The organism is Agrobacterium tumefaciens (genome assembly GCA_025560025.1).
Taxonomy (GTDB): domain Bacteria; phylum Pseudomonadota; class Alphaproteobacteria; order Rhizobiales; family Rhizobiaceae; genus Agrobacterium.
The window spans coordinates 2035424-2052714 of record CP048485.1 but is presented as its reverse complement, the minus strand read 5'-3'; the positions used below and the strand labels follow the sequence as shown (position 1 = coordinate 2052714).

Here is a 17291-nt window from a genome sequence, read left to right as displayed (position 1 = left end):
GGTTGCACCCGTCTGAACCGGGCGTTGTGTTGACTGATCGTTGTTGCTATCGTCCATATTGGTGTGTATCGGAACGTCCACCTTAGGTTTCCAGCCCTTTGCGTTTATGAAATCAACAAGCCAAAGATATATCGTTAGTTGTTAATATACGCTAAACAGAGTTTCGGATTATTACTTTAGTATATTCGTAATACAGCAAAATGTCGTCGCCGTTAAACAGAGGCAGGCGACCTCTTTCGGTGGTCTGTATTTATCAAACAATAGGGAAATCAGCAACTTAAATTTGGAAGATGAAGATGGATCATGATGGAAATTCTATGTATTTCCCTATGATTACTTTCAAGTATCGTCTTCGGCTCCGTTCCTTCGGGGCAGAGACAGATCGCGTAAATACTATTCTTCCGTGTATTATGTATAACTAAAAAATAGGATTTTGGCGGGATATTCATATTATCGAAATGACGCATCGGTCACGATGCGGGCAGGCATGGAAAAAGGAAGAGAAAAACCCCTTATGGATGCAGCGCACGAACAGCAGGGGCGTGGCTACTGGCGGGACGTCCTGTTTTATGTGACGTTCCTGTATTTCACGGTCGGCTTTTTGCCCTATGTCTCGCTTTCGTCGACCTATATGGGGTCCGCAATGGCGGCCGGATCCAACCTGCTCAATCAGCTCACCGCCATCATTCTGCTGTTCAGTTTCGTGGCGTTCATGGCAAAGGAACGCTCTTTCTCCATCATCTTCACGCCGCGTCTGCTGATGGTGGCGATTTTCGGCTGGTATGTCTTCACCTCGCTGGTGGGCGAAGCGCCGATGTTTTCGCTGCGGCGGCTGTTCATGTGCGCGATCATCTGCGTGCTCGCCGACTGCTTTTTACAGCTGCCGCGCACGGAGCGCCACTTCGCCACGCTGCTTGCCGTCTGCACGATCATCATCCTGTTCCTGTGCTATTTCGGCGTTGTCGTCCTGCCTTCAAGGTCTATCCATCAGGCGAGCGACGCGCTGGAGCCGCTTCTGGCGGGTAACTGGCGCGGGGTTTTCCGGCACAAGAACGAGGCCGCCTCCGTCATGACGGTGCTGATCATCGTTGCGATTTATCTCTGCAAGCGCTGGTCCTTTGTCGGCGGCCTGGCCCTGTTGCTGCTGTCGCTGGTCTTTCTGGTCAAGTCGGGCGGCAAGACGGCGCTCGGCCTGTTGCCGATCATCATCGCGACGGGCTGGTTCATCATGCGCTGGCCCCGCTGGCGCTACGCGGTCGTGACCCTGCTTCTCGCCGTCTTCGCCGTGATTATTGTCGGCACCACGGTCGATCCGGTCTTTTCGCAGATGCTGACGAAAATGAAGATCGACGCAACCTTCACCGGCAGAACCGATATCTGGACCGTCGCCATCGATTATATCCGCCAAAGCCCGCTCATCGGTTATGGCTACCAGGCCTTCTGGCGAAGCGACGCGCTGATGACGAGTTTCACCGAGAACAATACCTGGGCAACGACGGCGCCGGATTCGCACAATGGCTATTTCGACCTTCTGCTTGCGGGCGGTGTGCCGGGCCTGGTGCTGGTGCTGATGTGGCTTTATCTGCTGCCGCTCCACTATCTCGGCAAAATGGATGACGCCACGCGCAACAGTCCTTTGACGAGGCTTTATGTCGGTGTGTGGCTCTATGTGCTGCTCTTCGGTTTTCTGGAAACGATTTTTTTCCTCAGTACGGGTTTCGTCTGGTTTTTCCTCGTCGTTGCCGTGATGGGTCTGCGTTTGCAGGCGAATGCCAGCCTCGTCGAGGATGAGGCGGAACTGGAGCCAGCCAAGACAGGTGCGGGGGCGGACATGGTGCCCGAACATATTCGGCACCAGCCATCCCAGGCCATCCACCCCAGATGATATTCCGACGGCGCGGCTGCATCTGAAGCCGGTGCTTCATTTCCATGGCTGGATTTCGGGCTGCCTGCACATTGCGCGCGGCTTCGCCAGCCTTTGCGGAATGGCTGCCGTGACGATCCGCGATGCTGTCAGCCAGCCAGGTCCATCTCGGTAAAGGCGGCATGGACGCGCAATGTCTTGAATTGCCCTGACGGGGCAAACAGCCTCCGTTTTTCACTTCGCTGGGTTATATTTTTTCCGCCCGCCCGGGCATGAAGGAATTATAAAGTTTTTAATCATAATGATTTTGCAGGGCAATGAATTGAAGCGTGGGTGGAAACCCGTCGCTGCACTCTTTTCCCTGAAAACTTGGCTCGGCATTTCAGCTTGCTGGCGATAGTGCCGCACGGCCGGGGGAGAGTGGTCCGCCATTATTTGGAGGGCGGGGCAGGTGTCTTCGGCGCATGTTTGATGCGGCCGCGACCAAAGCCGATGAGCGGCTTACCGAAGCCTTGATGATCGAGGTGTTCGACGTGCAATGTAAGTCTTGCCGAACACCTCCGGCACGGGGAAGGAGCGGTTTTTCATTGACGTGAGGTTTTCCGTGTCTTTTCTTCAAAATGCCAGCATCCGCACCAAGATCCTGTCGCTCATTCTGCCGCTCTGTATTGTCGGCCTCGGCGCCACCGCGTTCATGTCCAGCCGCTTCAAGGAAGCGGACACGGCCTATTCGTTCTTCATCGCCAATGATAATGCCGGTCTGGTGGAGCTTTCGCGTGCCAACCGAAACCTCGCTGCGGTGGCTTATGGCGCCTATCAGGTGATGGCCTATGATGCGAGCGGCCCGGATATAAAGGTTGCCCGGGAATTCTACACCGAAAGCAAGCGGCTTTTGGCGATGCGTCTGAACAATGTCAAAGCGGCTTTCCCGAAAGAAGCGGCGACCATTGACGGTTTCATCGCCAAATCGCAGGAGATCGTCGCAGTCACCGACAAGGCTGTGGAATTCGGCGTGGCTGACCGCAATGCGGAAGCGGCGGCGGAGATGCTGAAGGCCGATACCTCCATTCGTCCGACAGCCAATGATATGGCGGCGTTTCTGGACAAGCTGGCCAAGGGCGTCATCAAGGGAAGTGACGATCTGACGGACAAGACCAATTCGACGATCCTGACGTCACTGGCAGTGATTGGGGTTGTTTTCTCCATCGGCATCATTCTCGCGCTGTTCGTGGCATCCCGCGGCATTACCGCGCCCATCGCCCGCCTGCGCGCACGAATGGTGTCGCTTGCCGCCGGCGAGACGTCAGCCGAGATCGACGGCACCAGCCGCAAGGACGAAGTTGGCCAGATGGCAAAAGCCGTTCAGGTATTCCGCGAAAGCGCCATCGAGCGCATTCGTCTGGAACAGGAAACCGAAGCCAATCGCAGCCTGTCGGAAAAAGAGCGCATCGAGCGCGAGCAACAGAAGGCAAGGGAAGCGGCCGACGTCAAATTTGCCGTCGACAATCTGGCCGCCGGTCTCTCGAAGCTTTCGGAAGGCGATGTTTCCTACCGCATCGGCCAGCCGTTTACCGCGACGCTCGATGCCGTTCGCAATGATTTCAACATGTCCGCTGAAAAGCTGCAGGCCGCATTGACCAAGGTTGCGCAGAATGCCGGCGGCATTGGTGCTGGCGCCAATGAGATCAAGTCGGCCGCCGACGATCTGGCCAAGCGCACGGAACAGCAGGCTGCGGCCGTGGAAGAAACTGCCGCCGCCCTGGAGGAGATCACCACGACGGTGAGGGATTCCACCAAACGCGCGCAGGAGGCCGGCCAGATCGTGAGCCGTGCAAAAGCGGGCGCCGAACAGTCGGGCGAAGTGGTGCGCCGCGCCGTGGTCGCCATGGAGCAGATCTCCAAATCGGCCAATGAGATCAGCAACATCATCGGCGTGATCGACGAGATCGCCTTCCAGACCAACCTTCTGGCGCTGAATGCCGGTGTGGAAGCTGCCCGCGCCGGTGAGGCCGGCAAGGGTTTTGCCGTCGTCGCCCAGGAAGTGCGCGAGCTTGCCCAGCGCTCCGCCAATGCGGCAAAGGAAATCAAGGCGCTAATTACCACCTCCAACGACCAGGTGCAGCAGGGCGTTCAGCTGGTGGGCGATACCGGCAAGGCGCTGGAAACCATCGTGCTCGAAGTGCAGGAAATCAACCGCCATGTCGTCTCGATCGTGGAATCCGCACAGGAGCAATCCTCGGGTCTCCAGCAGATCAATACGGCCGTCAACCAGATGGATCAGGACACCCAGAAAAATGCGGCGATGGTGGAGGAAACCAATGCCGCAAGCCACAATCTGGCCAAGGAGGTGGCTTCGCTCAACCAGCTGCTCTCGCAGTTCAGGCTTGCCGATACCGCCTATCAGCAGAGAAGCCAGCCCGCGCCGGTTCGCAGTGCCGGTGGCACCGACAAATATGTGGCATCGCCCGTGCGCGCCCTTGGCCGCAAGATCGCCTCGGCATTCTCGGGCAGTGCCGCGGTCGATACGTCAAAGGACGACTGGCAGGAATTTTAAGACCGTCTGCCAGGACCATAAGACGCCGGCGGAGCTGATATCCGGCCGGTAACCGGTAACATGCCGCACAAGACCTGATCTCTTGTGCGGCATGTTGGTGTTTTCATGCCTTCCGGTAAGCCTGACCGCTGCATGCAATTGCTTGCCGGCATGGCAGTCTTCGCAGGTCACCTCTTATTACCCTCACGCAGCCTCCGCATCATTTCCATGTTGTTGAGTGACGTCTCCGACGTGGCGCGCATGGTTTCCATGGCGATCAAACCTTGCTGGTCCCGGCGCTGCTGCTGCTGGAGCATGCATTGGGTATAAGACTGCGAACCATATTGCGAACCGAAATTGGCGCATGTGTTTCCGTCCTGGTACAGATTTGCCCGTCGCTGCTCTTCGGGCGACATGCATCCGGTGAGCGCGAGGGTGAGGGCGAGCAGGCCGAGTGTCGTCCGGGTAAGCGCCTTCATTTCAAGATTGGCCATTTGGTTTTTGATCCTTGGTTGTGATTGTTGCTGAGGCCCCCGCCGCAGGTCGATGACGATGCGGAAGGCGCAGGTGATCGGCAGCGCACCGGGAGTGCGACTTCGTTTTCATCGGGGGAATGATCAGTGGGTAATGTGGCCGCGACGGCCGCCCGCTCAGATGATGCGGGGAATGATGTATATTGCTTCCAGGACCTCGTAGATCGCGGCAACCGCAAGGGCGAGGATGATAAGGCAATATATATTGGCAAGGGGAACAAGCCCGGCTTTCCAGGCTTCCCAGCGGGTGCTGACCCGATATTCGCTTATCCGTAGAAATGTGCGTCCATGCACATAGGCGCCGAAAGCGGCCAGCACATAGGCCTGCCCCTCGATCAGAAGGGTTATGGAATGGGGTATGAGCATTGCCGTATGGCCCCCGAGGGGTGCGAACATGATGCCCCACAGGATACCGCGATGTAACGTCGCCAATATGCCGATGAAGGGGATGATCAGCGACGGCAAAGTCGTCATGACAAAGGCGACCAACAGGTTGATGATAAAGGTCATGCCCATCGCCTTGGGAAGATTCTGGGCGCCATAGGCTTCGGCGACGGTATTGAAGACACCTGGGCGCAGGTAAGCCTCATCAATACCGGTTTTTAGATAGGCCTGTATCTCAGGCAGCAGCATCGTCATCAGCATCGAGACGGCGAAGAGGCCGTAAAAAGCTATATTGAGTGTGAGAAAAGCTCTCCTGTGCTTTCTGATGACGGCGACGGGACCATGTAAGACGTCCATTGGAGGTTCCATTGATTTTCGAGCGAGAGACCGGATCGGCCGTTACGACCATATGATAGGGCCCATACAGACTATATCGGTCTGTAATGGACCATTTTGGTCTATATGGGATTTTTTTGCCCGTCAAGTCTGGCGCGCTGGCGCTTTTTCCGGGAGGAAAGCCGCGGTTTTCTCTTTCTGGTGGGATTTTTCCGGTAAGGGGCAACGCCATTCCATCCGCAAAACCGGTGTGGGACAGGCGGATAGTGTCGGCCGCACAGAGCAAGGCTGTGTGGTTCCGCCCGCGCGGAAACCTGCTGCAAACAGGGAGTGGTCAGTGGTCTGGCGGGGTGGCCGGTAGGTCTGGGCTTATGCGGCGCGGTGGCCCAAGGCATCCATTGCCGCAGTGACGATCAGCCCGCGCCATTCCTGGGTCAGCTTCGTGCCGACCGCTAGGTTGGCGCAGACGCCCAGGCCGGAAAATGCGCTGGTGACCCGGATCAACCGCTCCATGTCGAGATTGCCCATATCGATGCCCAGCGCCTCATACATCATGAACCCGATTTCGTTCATCTGTACGTCTTCCGGGTTGGGATCCAGCGCTATGCGGTTGGAAAGTGCCGACACTCCCGGTTGGCGAAAGGCAAAATCGACAGCCGCTTCCACGACGGCAAGATCGCGTTCCCGGCCGACCGGCAGGGATTCGACGTTGTCACGGACTTCCTGCGCATGTTCCCGAAGCGCTTTGACAACGGCGTCATACATCGCCTGCTTGCTGGGAAAATGGTGCAATAACCCCGTCTTGGAATAACCGACCGTGTCCGCGATTTGTTGAACCGAAGTATGCGCGAAGCCATGCTTGGCAAACAGTCCGGCAGCACAGTCGATGATCTCGGCTTCAATCTGGGATTTCGTCGGTCGGAGCATGTCTTGAACGTTTTATTCGATGATTGAGCATGTGACGGACACGTCGTCCGCATGCGCAGCATAGGAGAGTGGGCGGTGTTTGTCTTTCGATTATTCTTCGCAGACAAACGACGGTTCGCTTCGCGATAGGCTTAAGTGATGAGGGGCGTTGCGGACATTGGCATCGGGTGGCGAGCAACGTCTCCAGATCGTTTTGTGAAACGTCCGGCAGTCCCCGCCATCGCCAAAGCCGCTACTCTCTCGCTGGCCCCCCCATTCACGGTACGCTGGAACGGTAAAGGTTCTGAAACCCCTCGAACATGGCGAAGCGTCTGTCGTGCCAGGCGGCGGATGGCGCGGAAGGATTGTAGGCGTTGCCGAGCACCGACATCCTTCGCATTGCGGTAACGAGATCCGGCTGGTGGCCGCTTGCAACGGCGGCGAGGATGGCGGACCCCAGCAGTACCGGCTCGGCGGTGCCCGCAGCGCGGATGCGCAGGCCGCAGGAATCTGCCAGAACCTGCCGGACGAGATCGCTTTCCCCGGCGCCGCCGCTGATGACGATGGTATCGACTGTCAGGCCTGCTTCCGCCTGTGCCCTGAGAATCTGGCGAAGGCCGTAGCCGAGGCCGCAAAGCCCGGCCACATAAAGGCCGATCAGGCTCTCAAGACCGTCGTTGAGGTCAAGACCGGCAATAATCGCCCGTGCATCGGGATCGGCATGTGGGGCGCGATTGCCCAGGAACTCGGGCACCACCATGATCTCACCCGCCAGCAGGGGGGCTTCGGAAAGGTTATTGACCCTTTCCAGGATGCGGTCGATCAGCCAGGCTGGCAGTGACTTTCCGGCCGTGCGGGCCTCGGCATTCGCTTCGGCTGACATTGGATGCATTTTCAGGAGGTGAGCGATCGCCGCACCGGCGGCAGACTGGCCGCCTTCATTCAACCAGAGGCCCGGTACCATTGCGGAGGCATAGGGGCCCCAGACACCCGGAACGAAACTGGGCTCGACGGAGGAGCTGAGGGTACAGGCCGAAGTGCCAAAGACATAGGCCATGCGTTGGGCCGGACCCTCGCCCTCGGCCTCCGCCCCAACGGTGCCAATCCCACCGGCATGGGCGTCGATCAATCCAGCGCCCACGGGGATGCCGGCCCGCAATCCGAGTTCTGCTGCGGCCTTTTCGCTTAGCCCGTCGCCGACCGGAGCGCCGGCGTCCAGGATCGTTGTGCCGATGCGGCTGAAATCCTCGTCCGCAAGTTCACCGAGGCCGATGGCCCTGAAATAACTGGCGTCCCAGCGCTTCTCATGGGCCAGATAGGTCCATTTGCAGGTCACGGTGCAGACGGAGCGCGCGTCGTTGCCGGTTGCGCGCCAGGTCAGGAAGTCGGTGAGGTCGAAAAACGCACCGGCGCCCTTGAAAATTTCGGGTCGATTTTCCTTCAGCCATAGAAGTTTGGGCGTCTGCATTTCGGGCGAGATATGGCCGCCGACATAGTCGAGCACCGGATGTTTGAGACTGTTGATATGCGCCGCCTGTGGAATGGCGCGATGATCCATCCAAACGATAACATCGCGGTCCGGGTCTTCCGACGGGCCGACGGGAAGCGGATTGCCTGTCTGATCGAGCACGACGAGCGAGCAGGTGGCGTCGAAACCGATGCCGCCGATATGATCCGCGCTCAGGCCGGCTGCCTGCAACGCTCCTTGAACCGATCGGCACACGGCATGCCAGATTTTTGCGCTCGATTGTTCGACGATGTGGCTGCCCTCGCGATAGAGGGGAATGTCGTGCTTCGCCGTGCCGAGCAGGACGCCGGCCGTATCGAAAATACCGGCGCGCGCGCTGCCCGTACCCACATCCACACCGACAAAGCAGGGGGCGCCGGTGGCGCTGCCCGTCGTTCCTGTCACCATAATCCTGCCCGACCCTGCCTTGACGGCGGCACGCAGCCGCCGAAACCTCCATTTCGTCTATAAATCTACATTATTGGGCAGGATGACAAGATCGCGGATGACGACATTGCGCGGACGCGACAGCATGAACAGCACGGCCTCCGCGACTTCTACGGGCTGCATCAGGCTGCCATTGGCCAACGCCTCGGCCATTTTTTCCTTCGGCCAGTCGTCCAGAAGAGCCGTTACAACTGGGCCCGGCAATATTGCCCCGACCCGCACGCCATGCGGCGCGACCTGTCGGCGCGTGGTGTGAACAAAGGCCTGCACCGCGAATTTTGAAGCGGTATAGACAGGCTCCCAGACGACAGGGACCACCCCCGCCACCGAACTGGTGAAAAGGATGTCACCTGATTTCTGCTCCACCATGTAAGGCAGAACCGCGTGCACGGAACGGAAGGCGGCGTTGATGTTGAGGTTCAGCATCCGGTCCCAGGCGTCCGGATCGCCCTCCGTGACCGGTCCTCCGACATAAGCGCCGGCATTTGCGTGGAAAATGTCGAGCCGGCCGGTACGGTCGAGAATGCGGGGCAGAAGTCCCGAGCACTGCGCGGTGTCGAGCAGGTCCGCGACCAGCGGCACCGCCCGTTCCCCGATGTCGTCGCAAAGCGCTTTCAGCCGCTCGCCGGCGCGGTCTATCAGGACGACGGTTGCCCCTGCCGCCGCCAGCGTTCTGGCGCATTCCAGCCCGATGCCCGAAGCCGCGCCGGTGATTGCGGCGACCTTGCCTTTCATGATCTCAGCCATTTCTCGATATCCCCCCGGTCGTTTCCGCTCAGAAACGGATCTGCAGCTTCACATCTTCCGGCAGCCCCTTGGCGGCCCGCTCGAATGCGGCGATGCTGTCCTTGAATGCGAAGGTGTCGGTAATCAGCGGTTTCAAATCCACCTTGCCGGATGCGATCAGGTTGACAGCGCGATCGAAATTGTTGGCGTAGCGGAACACGGTCTCGACGCGTGCTTCCTTGATGATGGCACCGGCGACGTCGAAGGCCGTCTGTTCCACCGGCAAGCCGACCAGTACCACGGCACCGCCCGGACGAAGCAGATCGAAGATGCCGCTATACGCCTTTGGGCTACCGCTGGCCTCGAACACGATATCGGCGCCCCAGCCGTCTGTTGCCGCCTTTACGGCCTCGGGCAGCGAAGCCCGCGTAATATCCACCGTCTCGATGCCATCATATTGCGCGGCGATTTTCAGCTTCGGAACGGAAAGGTCCGAGATGATAACGCGCGAGCAGCCGCCCGCCAGCGCCGCCAGCGCCGTCATGATGCCGATGGGGCCGCAGCCGATGACGACAGCCACATCGCCGGGGGTGATGCGGGCGCGGGTCGCCGCCTGCAAGCCAACGGCAAAGGGCTCGACCATGGCGCCTTCCGCAAAGGACACATTGTCCGGCAGCTTGTAGGTGAAGGCGGCGGGATGGACCACCTCCGGCGTCAGCACACCATGGATCGGTGGCGTTGCCCAGAAACGCACGTCGGGATCGACATTGTAGATGCCGAGCTTGGCGGCCCGCGACGAGAGGTTGGGTACGCCCGGTTCCATGCAGACGCGGTCGCCGATCGCAAATCCTTTCACCCGGTCGCCAACGGCCGTAACCGTGCCGGCCGCCTCATGGCCGAGCACCATCGGTTCGCGCACCACGAAGGAGCCGATGGCGCCATGGGTGTAATAATGCACGTCGCTGCCGCAGACGCCCACTGTATGGATGGCGATCTTGACGTCATCCGGGCCGACCCTGCTCGGCAGATCGATGTCCCGGAGCGACAATTCGCCTTTACGTTCGAGTACAAGAGCAATCATGGTGTATCCGCCCATTCTTCCGGAGATCAGAGCGCCTTGCCTTCGGCGTCGAAAAGATAAATGTGGCCCGCATCGATGCCGGCGGTGAAGCTGGTGCCGACGGCAAGGTCGGGCCGGCCGGGGGCGACGATGATGATCGGCGTGTCATGCGCCTTGGCATAGATCTGCGTAGCGCCACCGAGGTTTTCGGAAAAATCCGCCTCAAGGGCGAGAATCGCCGTGTCGCCATTGATCACCAGATGTTCGGGGCGCAGGCCGACGGTTACGGTGTCGCCGACTTTGGCGCGCGTGGCGCGTTGCACCGTCAGCGTGCCGCCGATGAAGGCGGTGTGGGCAAGCGTCAGCGTGCCATCCGTGACCGCCGACACCCTGGCTGCGATGAAATTCATCTTCGGCGAGCCGATGAAACCTGCGACAAAGGTGTTGGCGGGGCGGTCATAGAGTTCGGTCGGCGTACCGATCTGCTCGACCAGGCCCGCCCGCAGAACCACGATACGGTCGGCAAGCGTCATCGCTTCCACCTGATCGTGTGTGACATAGACCATGGTTGCGCCGAGATTGCGGTGCAGCTTGGCGATTTCGACGCGCATCTGGGTGCGCAGGTCAGCATCGAGGTTCGAAAGCGGCTCGTCGAACAGGAAGATTTTCGGATTGCGAACGATGGACCGGCCGATTGCCACGCGCTGCCGCTGGCCGCCGGAAAGGGCGCGCGGCTTGCGCTCCAGAAGCTGTTCGAGCTGGAGGATGCGGGCTGCTTCGGCAACGCGGGCCTTGATCTCGTTTTCCGGCAGCTTTGCCATCCGCAGGCCGAAAGCCATGTTCTCGAACACGCTCATATGCGGGTAGAGCGCATAGGACTGGAACACCATGGAAACCTCGCGTTTGGCGGGTTCCTCATAGGTGACGTCCTTGCCGTCGATGGTCAGAACGCCGTCGCTGACGTCCTCCAGCCCCGCGATCATGCGCAGGAGCGTTGACTTGCCACAACCGGACGGGCCGACGAAAACGACGAATTCACCTTTCGTCGCGGAAAAGCTCACGCCCTTGATGACGGAGATTTCTCCGAACTTTTTCTGAATATTATTGAGTTGCAGGAACGTCATGGATTTCAAACTCCGGATCACTTGGCGTTACGGCATATCGCCGGCGGGAAGGCGCGGGTTTTCGCCCGCGCGCTCCAGCAGCGCTGCCGCACATTCTTCGTCAGTCACGAGCCGTCTGATGTAGCCGGCCTTGATGATGGCATGGATAACGGGCACCTTGTGCAGTCCACCCGAGGCGAGGATGGAATGCCGCACGTTCTTGAGTTCGAGGAGACTGAGCGAGAGAACCCGCTCATTCAGGGGGTGATCGACCGGATTGCCATCCGCATCGAGAAAGACCCCCAGCAGGTCGCCGACTGCACCGGCCGCGATCAGAGCGTCGACATTTTCGGCCACCGTCGGGACTTTGATCAGCAGCGAGCGCTCGGTCATGTCGCCACAGGACAGAAGCGCCACATCAACTGCCCTGGCCCGCCGCATGGTTTCACGAATACCGTGATGCGAGAGCAGGATTTCGCGGCTTTCGACGGTCGGGAAGTAGAGCGGCGCAACCAGATAATAGCAATCCGCCGCGATGATCCGCGCATAGCCTGTCGCCACTTCGAAGGTGCTGGAGCCGGAGCCGCGTGTCACGCCGCCCATCAGCGAGGTTACCCAGCTATCGGGCAGCGAACGGGGCGTCATGCGGCGCAGTCCGGCGGCAAGCGTCTTGCCCCAGCCGACGCCGAGGCCCATGCCGTTTTCGAGAAGGCTGTCGAGCAGAGTGCCAGCGGCGTCGCCAATCACCCGCTGTTGCTCCCCGGCGTCGGGCAGGGTGGGCACGACCGTGACATGATCCAGCCCGAAGCGGGCCTTGAGCTGCTGTTCGAGGTTGACACAATTGACCAGCGGAAGACGTATATCCACCACGACCGATCCGTCGGAGCGAACCTGACCGAGGATCTTGTTCACGCGCAGGCGCGTCACGCCCACCCGGTCGGCGATCTCCTGCTGTGTCAGACCGCCGACGAAATAGAACCAGGCCACGCGCGCCTTGAGCTGCTCGGCTTCCATGTCCCGCACGGTGCCGGTGTTTGCGTCGAAATTATTGTTGCCATCGTCCATGTCTGGTTCCGTTCTCATGCAAAAGCGTTGCGGAGAAGCGACGCGGATTTTTCGACGGCGTCAAGGATGGAAGCGTCATCCTGTTCGAAAGGATAGAACACTTCGAGGAAGACGGGCGCACCCGCCAGCCCTGTTCTGCGGACGAGCGACGCCACCTCCGCCGGATCGACCCGGCCCTGCGTGGTGAAATCCCAGTGGCGATCGAACTGGAAATCGGTCTGCTGGACGTGCAGCGCGCCGACGACATCGCGAAGGCCGCTTAACCACGGCTCCATGTCTGCGCCGGCTTTGCCATAGAGCGGCTCCACAGTTCCGTGGCCCCAGTCGAGACAATAGTTCCAGGCTACGGCGCTTTCCGAAACATCGTCCATCATCCGCCGCGCCTGCGCCACCGTCCACGGCCATTCGCGGCGCAGGGGGGTCGGTTCGACATAAAGACGGGTCAGGCCTTCGGTTTTTGCCCGATCCGCAAGACGTATCATGCGGGCGATGAGGTCGGCATAGTCCGCATCGGAGATCGCATCCGCCTCCCTGCCGTCTATCCGCGAGGCCGTCGCTCCGAGCGGACCGCCGACGCTTTTTATTCCGGCCCTGGCGGCAAAGGCATAGGCACGACCGAGCCACGCTTCGGCATAGTCGCGTACATCCGGATCCGGATGAAGCAGCTGGTTGAAGGTGTAATGCGCAAGCCCGATGAAGGCGCTATGGATGGTGATGCCGGTGACGGATGCATCCCTGCGGATCGTATCGGCATGACGGTCCAGCACGGCGGATGGCCACATGGGATCGACGAGATCCAGCGAAAACTGCACGAGATCGACCCCCATGCGCTCGCGCACCAACGGAGCCCAAAGTCCGGACGTAACCCAGCGCTTGACGCAGAAGGAAAGGTTGAGGCCGAAGGCGATAGGATCCGTCACTTGGTCGCCCCCATGGTCAGGCCGCGCACCATATGGCGCGATACGATGAGGGCAAAGATCGTGACCGGCAGCACGATCACCGTTCCGGTGGCCATGATCTTGCCCCAGGGCAACTCGTAACCGGACATGAAGCTGGTCGCGATCACCGGCGCGGTCTGCACGTTACGGCGGGTCAGCACCAGCGCGTAAAGCAGCTCGTTCCAGGAGAAGATGAAGGAGAAGATGGCCGAGACGGCAATCCCCGGCGCACCGAGCGGCAGGTAGATTTTGCGGAAGATGGTGAACTGATCGGCGCCGTCCAGTCGCGCCGCCTGCTCCAGGTCGGAAGGGATCGACTTGAACTGGTCGGTGCAGATCCATACGACGATCGGCAGGTTGAAGGTCAGATAGATCAGGATCAGCACGATATGGGTATCGAGCAGATTGGCCTGCATCGCCAGCAGATAGACCGGGAGCGCAAGCACGATCGGGCTCGTCATGCGGTTCGAGATGAACCAGAACCACAGGTCCGACTTGCCCCGAAATTCATAACGGGCCAGCGCGAAGGCGGCCGGCGCACCGAGTATGACCGCAAGAATGGTGGTGGCGGAGGCGATCAGCAATGAATGCCCCACCGCGCCGAGCACCTTGGAATCGGCGAAGATGGCCTCGTAATTTTCCAGAGTGGGGGTGAAAAACCACATTGGCGGCGAGGCGAGAATATCCGATTGCGTCTTGAAGCTCGCAGCCACCATCCAGAGGAATGGGAAAAGCGAGAAGAGGACAACTGCGGTCAGGCCGATGGCATGCAGGATGGTGCCGGATGAGAGACGCATCAGTTAACCTCCTTGTAGAATACGCGAATATAGAGACGGCTGATCAGCACGGTGAGGATGAGCAGCAGGATCGCCTGCGCCGAGGCCGTGCCAAGGTCGAAGATGCGGAAGCCGACGCGCTGGATGTAGATGGACACGAGATCGGTCGCGGAACCCGGTCCGCCGCGTGTCATCACGAACACCATGTCGAACAGTTTGAGGACGTCGGCCGAGCGAAGGATCATCACGGCGGTGAGCCCGGGCATGAGGTAGGGCAGCTGCACGTAGCGCAGCAGCGAGAGTTTCGACGAGGTCTCAAGTCTCGCCGCTTCCTCGATCTCGCCGGGCACCATGGAAAGGCCGGCCAGGAAGATGAGGGCGCAGAACGGTGTCCACTGCCATACATCCATGATGACGATGGCGGCGAAGGCGCCGCCGGGCGAGCCGAGCCAGTCGAAGCTTTCAAAACCGAACATGCCGAGAAACTGGTTCGCCACTCCGAAATCGCGGTTGAAGATCAACCGGCCGATAAGGCCGACGACGGCATAGGTGGTGGCAAGCGGCACGACGAGCGTAACGCGGGCCAGCGATTTCAGAAGGCCGAGACCGGTCTTGTGGAGCAGCAGGGCCACCCCCATACCAAGCGCGATCTGGATCGGCAGCACCGTCACGTAGAATTTGGCGGTGAGGAAGAGGCTTGCCCAGAAGGTGCTGTCCGTCAGAACCGAGGCGTAGTTTTCAAAACCGATGAAGGGAAAGCCCTCACGCGGGCGGGCGATGTTGTATCGCCGGAACGAGGTGACGAGCGCAAAGAGCGTGGGGTAGATGCCGATCAGGAACAGCGCGATAACCGCGGGCGCCAGAAACCATGCCGGCGTCCAGCGTCCATATCCTCGGTTTGGTTTGGTTTGAATCATAACGTCCTCTCAGGCACCGGGTGCGGCCGCATCGGTGAAGTCACTCGAGATTGGTGTGGTTCGCCCGCATGGCGTCGGCGGAAATGCCGAGGCGTGCACGAAGCGAAAGGATCAGAAGTTCGAAGAGCACATAAAGTGCTCCCTCATAGAGCGAGCCCATGGGCAACACCGAAATATCGGAGCCCTGGTCGTTCGCCATGGTTTGCGCCGGAACCGTGAGAACGGTGTCGGCCCGGCCCGCGGCCTTGCCGTCTGCCTGCGCGGTGACGAGCAGGACACGTGCACCCGCCTCATGCGCAACGCCCATCAGGGCGGAAACTGTCGAGAAGTCGCCCGGACCGGCCGAAGCGACCAGAAGATCACCCTTGCCGAGGCTCGGCGTCGTCATGTCGCCAACGACGGATGCGGCAAGGCCGAGATGGAACAGCCGCATGGCCAGCCCCCTGATCTGAAGTCCTTCGCGACCGACGCCGTAAAGCGCGATCCTGCGGGCATCGGCAATTTCGCGGACGCTGGCGTCGAAGTCGGCGGGATTTATCCGTTCGAGGCTTTCGGCGATTTCTTCAAGGGCCTGTCGGGAGTGTTCTAGCATTACGGGTCAACCGGAACTCTTGTGAAGAAGGAAGAAAGGACGGCGGGGGATGAGACCCGCCGTCCTCCGGGAGGTCGGGATTACTGCAGCAGCTTCTTCTTGCCGTCGTAATAACCATCCTTGCCAAGGATTTCCTCGGTGCGTGTGCCGATTTCCTTGGCGCCGTTCTCCACGGTCACTTCACCAAGCTGCATCTTTGAGCCCCATTCGGCGACGACTTCGGAAATGGCAGGCCAGGCCGGGAAGCGCGGACGGAACTCAGGGACGCCGGCCTGCCAGGAGGCGACCATCGGGTCGACGAACTTATACTTCGCCTTGATTGCCGGGTCGTCATAGACAGCCTTGCGGCCGGAAACGCCGCCAGCTTCAACATAGTCCTTGGCGATGGCTTCCGACGTTGCCCATTGAATGAACAGCCAGCTTGCCTTCTTCTGCTCTTCGGAGGCCTGTTCGGCGACGGCGAGAGAGAAGCCGCCAAGCGCAGGCAGGCGACCGGCCGGGCCGGCGGGTTCGGGCGCGACCGCAAGGCAATCGCCGAGCTTCGATGTCGCCGGATCGACCAAGGTACCGTAGAAGGCCGACCATTCGGTGATCATCGATACCTGGCCCTGCGCAAGCGCGTTGACTGCCTCCGCGTGATCCCAGCTCACGACGCCCGGCGGCATGTACTTGGCCAGATCCTGACGGAAGGTCAGGCCGGTCTGGCTTTCCTTGCTTAGAAGATTGGACTTGAACTCCTTGGTGAGCAGCGAGCCGCCGAATGGCCACAGGAAGCGCATAAAGCTGTCGGCCGATTGCGTTTCGCCGCGACGGGACTGAAGCGCATAGGCATACTGGTTCTTGGAAGCGTCCGTCAGCTTGGGGCCGTAGACGTCCTTGAGTTCCTGCCATGTGGCCGGCGGCTTGTCGAAACCCGCCTCCTTCAGCTTGCACGAATTATAGAACAGCAGGCCCGAATAGTTATCGAACGGCAGACCGTAGGTGGTGCCGCCCCATGAACCGAAGGCGTCGAGCAGTAGCGGGAAGAAGCCATCGAGCTTGAGGTTCGGGTCGGTGATGGATTTGTCCTTGGTCAGATCGTCAATCGGTACGATCCAGCCGCTTTCGGCAAATTCGCCAATCCATACGAGGTCGACCAGCGCAAGGGTCAAATCCCCGCGCGAGGTGAAGTTCAGCACCTGCTTTTCGCGGGTGTTCTCATAGGGAACGATCTCGTAGTTCACCTTGATGCCGGTCTTCTTTTCGAATTCCGGAAGCAGCTTGATGATGGCGCGGTAGCCGGGACGATCCAGGAAAATGCCGCTGATTTCGGTGCCCTTGAGCGGGGCCGCCGCCGTTTCCAGCCAGTCTGCCGCAGACGCGACGGACGGCAGGCTCGAAGACGCGACGGCAATCGCCAGAGCGCTCACAATGGTGCTAAATTTTGCTTTCATTTCTTTCCTCCTTCGTGCCGGCTGCTTTCGGGCTGGCCTGGCTTTCTCTCCGGTAATTGTCAGTTCAACCTGATGCTGTGCGGCATTTTTTGCAGGGCGTTGATCCTGCGGAAGCACCGTTCAAAAGCAGTCGATGGTTGGGTTTCGTCTGATGCGGAGCAAAGCTCCGCC

General features: G+C 59.9%; 15 protein-coding genes. 2 read left to right on the top strand and 13 right to left on the bottom strand.

The window, feature by feature from the left end; genetic code table 11:
* The first annotated feature begins 514 nt into the window (after positions 1-514).
* A complete protein-coding gene (locus FY152_10065; protein ID UXS32417.1) occupies positions 515-1885 on the top strand; it encodes an O-antigen ligase family protein in 1371 nt (456 codons plus the stop codon).
* A 583-nt stretch (positions 1886-2468) separates the two neighbouring features.
* Positions 2469-4418 (top strand): methyl-accepting chemotaxis protein, encoded by a 1950-nt coding sequence (locus FY152_10060; GenBank protein UXS32416.1) that lies wholly within the window; start codon positions 2469-2471, stop codon positions 4416-4418.
* A 167-nt stretch (positions 4419-4585) separates the two neighbouring features.
* On the opposite strand, the gene FY152_10055 is transcribed toward FY152_10060, so the two are convergent.
* From FY152_10055 to FY152_09995, 13 genes are all read right to left on the bottom strand, one after another.
* Positions 4586-4891: a hypothetical protein gene (locus FY152_10055; protein UXS32415.1), complete on the bottom strand. Its 306-nt coding sequence runs from the start codon at positions 4889-4891 to the stop codon at positions 4586-4588.
* A 156-nt stretch (positions 4892-5047) separates the two neighbouring features.
* Complete coding sequence (locus FY152_10050; protein UXS32414.1) at positions 5048-5671, bottom strand: hypothetical protein; 624 nt, start codon at positions 5669-5671, stop codon at positions 5048-5050.
* Between the two features lie 348 nt (positions 5672-6019).
* Positions 6020-6577, bottom strand: a complete 558-nt coding sequence (locus FY152_10045; GenBank protein UXS32413.1) for a TetR/AcrR family transcriptional regulator — start codon at positions 6575-6577, stop codon at positions 6020-6022.
* A gap of 256 nt (positions 6578-6833) precedes the next feature.
* Complete coding sequence (locus FY152_10040) at positions 6834-8471, bottom strand: FGGY-family carbohydrate kinase (GenBank protein UXS32412.1); 1638 nt, start codon at positions 8469-8471, stop codon at positions 6834-6836.
* Between the two features lie 57 nt (positions 8472-8528).
* Positions 8529-9257, bottom strand: coding sequence for an SDR family oxidoreductase (locus FY152_10035; GenBank protein UXS32411.1), 729 nt, complete (start codon positions 9255-9257; stop codon positions 8529-8531).
* Positions 9258-9285: 28 nt separating this feature from the next.
* Positions 9286-10317 carry an NAD(P)-dependent alcohol dehydrogenase gene (locus FY152_10030; GenBank protein ID UXS32410.1) on the bottom strand — a complete coding sequence of 344 codons (1032 nt, stop codon included), beginning with the start codon at positions 10315-10317 and terminating at the stop codon, positions 9286-9288.
* Between the two features lie 26 nt (positions 10318-10343).
* Complete coding sequence (ugpC, locus tag FY152_10025) at positions 10344-11420, bottom strand: sn-glycerol-3-phosphate ABC transporter ATP-binding protein UgpC (protein ID UXS32409.1); 1077 nt, start codon at positions 11418-11420, stop codon at positions 10344-10346.
* A gap of 27 nt (positions 11421-11447) precedes the next feature.
* Complete coding sequence (locus FY152_10020) at positions 11448-12464, bottom strand: sugar-binding transcriptional regulator (protein ID UXS32408.1); 1017 nt, start codon at positions 12462-12464, stop codon at positions 11448-11450.
* A gap of 14 nt (positions 12465-12478) precedes the next feature.
* Positions 12479-13384 carry a sugar phosphate isomerase/epimerase gene (locus FY152_10015; protein UXS32407.1) on the bottom strand — a complete coding sequence of 302 codons (906 nt, stop codon included), beginning with the start codon at positions 13382-13384 and terminating at the stop codon, positions 12479-12481.
* Complete coding sequence (locus FY152_10010; protein UXS32406.1) at positions 13381-14199, bottom strand: carbohydrate ABC transporter permease; 819 nt, start codon at positions 14197-14199, stop codon at positions 13381-13383. The genes FY152_10015 and FY152_10010 overlap by 4 nt, the downstream gene beginning before the upstream one ends.
* Positions 14199-15095, bottom strand: coding sequence for a sugar ABC transporter permease (locus FY152_10005; protein UXS32405.1), 897 nt, complete (start codon positions 15093-15095; stop codon positions 14199-14201). The genes FY152_10010 and FY152_10005 overlap by 1 nt, the downstream gene beginning before the upstream one ends.
* A gap of 40 nt (positions 15096-15135) precedes the next feature.
* Positions 15136-15687: an SIS domain-containing protein gene (locus FY152_10000; GenBank protein ID UXS32404.1), complete on the bottom strand. Its 552-nt coding sequence runs from the start codon at positions 15685-15687 to the stop codon at positions 15136-15138.
* 80 nt (positions 15688-15767) lie between these two features.
* Complete coding sequence (locus tag FY152_09995; protein UXS32403.1) at positions 15768-17120, bottom strand: sugar ABC transporter substrate-binding protein; 1353 nt, start codon at positions 17118-17120, stop codon at positions 15768-15770.
* Positions 17121-17291 lie beyond the last annotated feature (171 nt).

Bases quoted from the DNA above. Each gene is read 5' to 3' on its own strand.
- FY152_10035 (UXS32411.1), bottom strand. From the start codon at position 9,257: ATGGCTGAGATCATGAAAGGCAAGGTCGCCGCAATCACCGGCGCGGCT.
- FY152_10005 (UXS32405.1), bottom strand. From the start codon at position 15,095: ATGATTCAAACCAAACCAAACCGAGGATATGGACGCTGGACGCCGGCA.
- FY152_10050 (UXS32414.1), bottom strand. From the start codon at position 5,671: ATGGACGTCTTACATGGTCCCGTCGCCGTCATCAGAAAGCACAGGAGA.
- FY152_10040 (UXS32412.1), bottom strand. From the start codon at position 8,471: ATGGTGACAGGAACGACGGGCAGCGCCACCGGCGCCCCCTGCTTTGTC.
- FY152_10010 (UXS32406.1), bottom strand. From the start codon at position 14,199: ATGCGTCTCTCATCCGGCACCATCCTGCATGCCATCGGCCTGACCGCA.
- FY152_10020 (UXS32408.1), bottom strand. From the start codon at position 12,464: ATGGACGATGGCAACAATAATTTCGACGCAAACACCGGCACCGTGCGG.
- FY152_10045 (UXS32413.1), bottom strand. From the start codon at position 6,577: ATGCTCCGACCGACGAAATCCCAGATTGAAGCCGAGATCATCGACTGT.
- FY152_09995 (UXS32403.1), bottom strand. From the start codon at position 17,120: ATGAAAGCAAAATTTAGCACCATTGTGAGCGCTCTGGCGATTGCCGTC.
- FY152_10065 (UXS32417.1), top strand. From the start codon at position 515: ATGGATGCAGCGCACGAACAGCAGGGGCGTGGCTACTGGCGGGACGTC.
- FY152_10030 (UXS32410.1), bottom strand. From the start codon at position 10,317: ATGATTGCTCTTGTACTCGAACGTAAAGGCGAATTGTCGCTCCGGGAC.
- FY152_10000 (UXS32404.1), bottom strand. From the start codon at position 15,687: ATGCTAGAACACTCCCGACAGGCCCTTGAAGAAATCGCCGAAAGCCTC.
- ugpC (UXS32409.1), bottom strand. From the start codon at position 11,420: ATGACGTTCCTGCAACTCAATAATATTCAGAAAAAGTTCGGAGAAATC.
- FY152_10055 (UXS32415.1), bottom strand. From the start codon at position 4,891: ATGGCCAATCTTGAAATGAAGGCGCTTACCCGGACGACACTCGGCCTG.